Origin of the sequence: Sulfuricurvum sp. (assembly GCF_023250475.1) — a bacterium.
Classification (GTDB): domain Bacteria; phylum Campylobacterota; class Campylobacteria; order Campylobacterales; family Sulfurimonadaceae; genus Sulfuricurvum.
Genome location: NZ_JAHFAQ010000152.1, coordinates 1 through 4,298, shown reverse-complemented (window position 1 = coordinate 4,298; position 4,298 = coordinate 1). Strand labels below are relative to the sequence as shown.

Sequence of the window (4,298 nt, the reverse complement as noted above, 5' to 3'; positions counted from 1 at the left end):
ACTCTCTAACTGTGTTGAATGCTCATGTTTTGTCGCCATAATTTAACTATACCGAATCTTTTTAAATTTTTGCCGCGTTAGTGAAATCATCGAGAATCGCTTCAGCACTTTCCAAGCCGATTGAAATACGGATAAGTCCGGGGGTAATTCCCAAAAACTCTTTAGTCTCCTCATCAAAATCACGGTAAATTGTTGAAGCCATATGAAGCCCCAAAGTACGGCTGTCACCGATATTTGCCGTAATCGTAATCAATTTAGAATGATTGAGAAATTCAAAAGCTCTCTCTTTGGTCCCTAAATCAATCGTAAAAATCGTTCCGCATCCATTGGAAAATTGATTCAAATAGCGTTCATGATGCGGATGATGCGGTAAACAAGGATGAGACACGTCAAATCCTCTCTCGGATAACCCTTTGGCTACCGTCTCCACCGTTGTAACAATCCGGTCCATCCGTAGCGGCAATGTCTCCAATCCCAACATCGTCAAATAGCTTCCGAATCCGTTGGCCGACATCCCGAAATCGCGCAATGCCCGTTTTTTCGCATTCGCTATCAGTGCCGTTGCTCCCATCTTATTGATGAACGGATGAATATCACGATATCGGTCACCTTTCAATTTATCCTCACCCTCAGAAATAGCGCGGAAAATAACAGCACCACCCAGAGATGATGCATTTCCGGTAATTATTTTGGTCGTGGAATAAACAACGATATCTGCCCCTAATGCTATCGGTACGACACTGAGCGGCGTAATCGTATTATCCACCATCAATACCACCCCGTGAGCTTTTGCAATATCCGCTATTTTTTTAATATCCGGAAGCCGCATATTCGGATTGCCGACACTCTCTAAAAAGAGTATTTTCGTCGCGGTATTAATCGCTTCTTCAATGGCATCTAATGCATCCACATCAAAGAAATGGGTGGTAATCCCAAAGCGACTCAATGTTTCGGAAAAATACGAATAGGTTCCGCCGAATAATCCGCCGATGCTGATAATCTCATCTCCGGCACGTAAGAGGCTGAGCGTTGCCATCGCGATGGCCCCCATTCCCGACGAAGCGGCAACTGCACCGATTCCTCCGTCCATGGAAGCCAAAATCTGCTCAAGATGAGCCGAAGTCGGATTTCCAACACGGGCATAAAGCGGTTTTTTTACAGACCCTTCGAATATCCCCTCCCCTGTCTCACTGTTGCCATAGCCGAATGATGCGGAGTTAACCATTATCGGGCTGATCGCCCCCTCTTTTTTCCCAACTTGTTGAACGATACGGGTAATAAACTCTTCAAAGCGATTCATCATCAAACCTATATTAAAATTAGACAATTATAACCTAAAAGGCTCTCTCCTTGTCTAAACGAATTTTCGTAACTGCGACCAACACCAATATCGGCAAGACGTATACCTCCAAACGGCTGATAGAAGCGTTTTCGCGACTAGGTTACCGCGTCGGAGTATACAAACCGGTTGAAACCGGTGTCATAGCCATACCGAATGACGGGAATGAGCTTTATCAGAGTGCTTTGTCCTTTAACCCGGAGCTTTCAATATTGTCATTGGACGATATCGTTACTCTTCAATTGCCTCTTCCCGCGGCCCCGTATGTAGCCAATGAAGGAAAGCAGATCGATTTGGCATTGTTTAGCACAGCGTTAGCCAAAATCGAAACGCTGTGCGATATTGTCATTATCGAAGGGGCCGGCGGACTAATGGTTCCGATTGACGAACAAACCATGATGATCGATCTTCCCCGATACTTTAATGCCGTAACCCTCCTCGTAACCCACTGCAATCTCGGCTGTATCAACGATACGCTACTCAGTATCAAAGCACTTGAAAATGCTGAAATCCCCTTTATATGGGGCTTAAACTGTCGTGATACCGATACAACATTCGAAACCACATCGCTACCTTACCTAAACCATCGGTTTCAAACCATCTACCGAATCGATAAAGAGATCGATGCCATAGCCAAAGCACTTTTAGATACAATTTCACTACTAAACGAGGAGAGAGCATGAAACACCTGATACGCACAGATGATTTTACAACCGAACAAATTCTTCAGGTTTTACACGATGCAGACCATTATCTCCAAGGGCAGTTTGACCCTATTCTCAAAGAGAAAATTATTATTACCCTCTTTTTCGAAAATTCGACCCGCACCAAAAGTTCTTTTGAAATTGCCGCTAAGCGTCTCGGTGCGGAGGTCGTTCATCTCGATGTTCAAAAAAGCTCTACCCAAAAAGGGGAAAGTCTCGTTGATACGGCGGCCAATCTTGACGCTATGGGGCCTCACGCGATGATCGTGCGCCATTCCCATGCCGGAGTTCCGAATATCCTTGCAGAACATACCAACGCCTCAATTATCAATGCAGGAGACGGCGCTCATGCCCATCCTACCCAAGCATTGCTGGATCTTTTCACCCTCCGCCGTCACTTCGGAGATATAAAAGGGAAAAAAATAGCCATCGTCGGCGATATCAAAAACTCCCGTGTTGCCAACAGTAATATTGAACTGCTTACCCGTTTCGGGATGGATATTACCCTGATTGCACCACCTCATTTTCTCCCCGATACCAATCTCAAAACGACCCATAATCTCCATGATGTCATCGATAATGTCGATGCGATTATGTCCCTGCGTACCCAAACGGAACGCCATTCCCATCAAACTTACGGTTCACTCAAAGACTACGCCAGCGATTTTTGCATTACCCAAGAGCTTATCGGTAAACGCGATTTAATCCTTCTCCATCCGGGTCCCGTGCATCGTAATATCGATATCGACGACATGATGCTTAAAGACCCTCGATGTAAAGTTCTAGAACAGGTACGTAACGGTGTAGCGATCCGCATGGCGGTTCTCAAAGCCCTTATTGCTTAATGGTTGAACACTTCAGTGAACTCGTCGCATCCGGAGTTCCCTCTCTTTTTTATACCGATTTCACCGGCGAGCACTTCCATTGCTACAGAGTAGATGAGCTCTCTTTACACGATATAGAGTTTTCGTTTAACAGTCTGCCGGATCAGAACAATAATCCGCATAAACCACTCTTCTTCCCTATCCCGCTAGAGCACTACCGGCAAAAATTTGAAGAGGTTCAAGAGCATATCCGAAACGGCAACACCTATCTGCTGAATTTGACCCAACCTACACCGCTTACATCTGATTACACGCTCACAGAGATCTATGCAATGGCACATGCTCCGTATAAACTTCGTATCAAAGATAGATTCGTCTGCTTCTCTCCTGAGCCGTTTATCACAATAGAAGGAAATACGATACACACGTACCCGATGAAAGGGACCATTGATGCATCGGTTCCCAATGCTATTGAGACCATACTGAATGATCCAAAAGAGTTTGCCGAACATACTATGATCGTTGATCTGCTTCGCAATGATTTGGGGATCGTAGCCAAAGAGATACGTGTTGAAAAGTTTCGTTACATAACCACTATTAATGCCGGAAGCAAAAAGCTTCATCAAGTAAGTTCACATATCTGCGGTACAGTGGATGAAAATTGGCGAAAGAATGCCGGAAGTCTGATATCCGCACTCTTGCCCGCAGGAAGTATCAGCGGAACACCAAAACGAAAAACCGTTGATATTATTAAAGAGATAGAAGAATATGATCGAGGCTATTTTACGGGGGTGTTCGGTCACTTTGACGGGTTAAATCTTTACAGTGCCGTAGCTATCCGATTCATTGAAAATAATGAGGGAAATTTTATTTATAAAAGCGGTGGCGGTATCACAGCAGACAGCAACCCCTGCAGCGAGTACCAAGAAATGATCGATAAAATCTATATCCCTTAACGAACACTCACGTGGGGCTTCAATTTAATCAACGTTTTAGGCCCGATACCTTTTACGTTTACCAACTCATCGACCGTATTAAAACTGCCGTGCGTTTTGCGATATTTAAGTATTTCTTGCGCTTTTGTCGGTCCGATTCCGTTCAGAGACTGCAATTGTGCAGAACTGGCTCTGTTAATATTGATAGCGCTCAATGCAAGAGAAAATAGAAAAAACAATATTGTGAGTATTCTAACCATATCTAACCTCTAAAAATAAAGTACTAGATTTTAGCGTGTAGAAATGTATTTGTCAATTTTTGTGAAAATAAATAGGGTTAAGGAAGATTGATTAAAAAATGAGGGTTGTATTAAAGAAGAAGAAGAAATCTGAGGCCAGGCGGCGACCTACGTTTCCACACCTGAAAGATGCAGTATTATGAGCGATGAGGGTCTTAGCTTCCGGGTTCGGAATGGGACCGGGCGTTTCCCCCTCT

5 protein-coding genes and 1 rRNA gene are annotated in these 4,298 nt (G+C 44.2%); 3 read left to right on the top strand and 3 right to left on the bottom strand.

The genetic code is table 11. The annotated features are described in order from the left end of the window. Positions 1-61: 61 nt before the first annotated feature. A complete protein-coding gene (locus Q0C19_RS11130) occupies positions 62-1,303 on the bottom strand; it encodes an aminotransferase class I/II-fold pyridoxal phosphate-dependent enzyme (RefSeq protein ID WP_295056001.1) in 1,242 nt (413 codons plus the stop codon). A gap of 47 nt (positions 1,304-1,350) precedes the next feature. On the opposite strand from Q0C19_RS11130, the gene bioD reads away from it, so the two are divergent. The 3 genes from bioD to Q0C19_RS11115 are packed head-to-tail and all read left to right on the top strand — an operon-like array spanning position 1,351 to position 3,823. Then, positions 1,351-2,022 (top strand): dethiobiotin synthase, encoded by a 672-nt coding sequence (gene bioD / locus Q0C19_RS11125; protein WP_295055999.1) that lies wholly within the window; start codon positions 1,351-1,353, stop codon positions 2,020-2,022. After that, positions 2,019-2,888: an aspartate carbamoyltransferase catalytic subunit gene (locus Q0C19_RS11120; RefSeq protein WP_295055997.1), complete on the top strand. Its 870-nt coding sequence runs from the start codon at positions 2,019-2,021 to the stop codon at positions 2,886-2,888. The genes bioD and Q0C19_RS11120 overlap by 4 nt, the downstream gene beginning before the upstream one ends. Next, entirely contained in the window at positions 2,888-3,823 is a 936-nt protein-coding gene (locus Q0C19_RS11115; protein WP_295055995.1) for an aminodeoxychorismate synthase component I, read from the top strand. The genes Q0C19_RS11120 and Q0C19_RS11115 overlap by 1 nt, the downstream gene beginning before the upstream one ends. Here Q0C19_RS11115 and Q0C19_RS11110 read toward each other — a convergent pair. Together Q0C19_RS11110 and rrf are read right to left on the bottom strand one after the other, a co-directional pair. Next, the gene (locus Q0C19_RS11110) at positions 3,820-4,062 is read right to left on the bottom strand and encodes a helix-hairpin-helix domain-containing protein (protein ID WP_295055993.1); all 243 of its coding nucleotides are present in this window, start codon (positions 4,060-4,062) and stop codon (positions 3,820-3,822) included. The two genes, Q0C19_RS11115 and Q0C19_RS11110, sit on opposite strands and share 4 nt — an antisense overlap. 134 nt (positions 4,063-4,196) lie before the next feature. Continuing rightward, positions 4,197-4,298: ribosomal RNA gene (gene rrf / locus Q0C19_RS11105) — 5S ribosomal RNA — on the bottom strand; the annotation flags it as partial.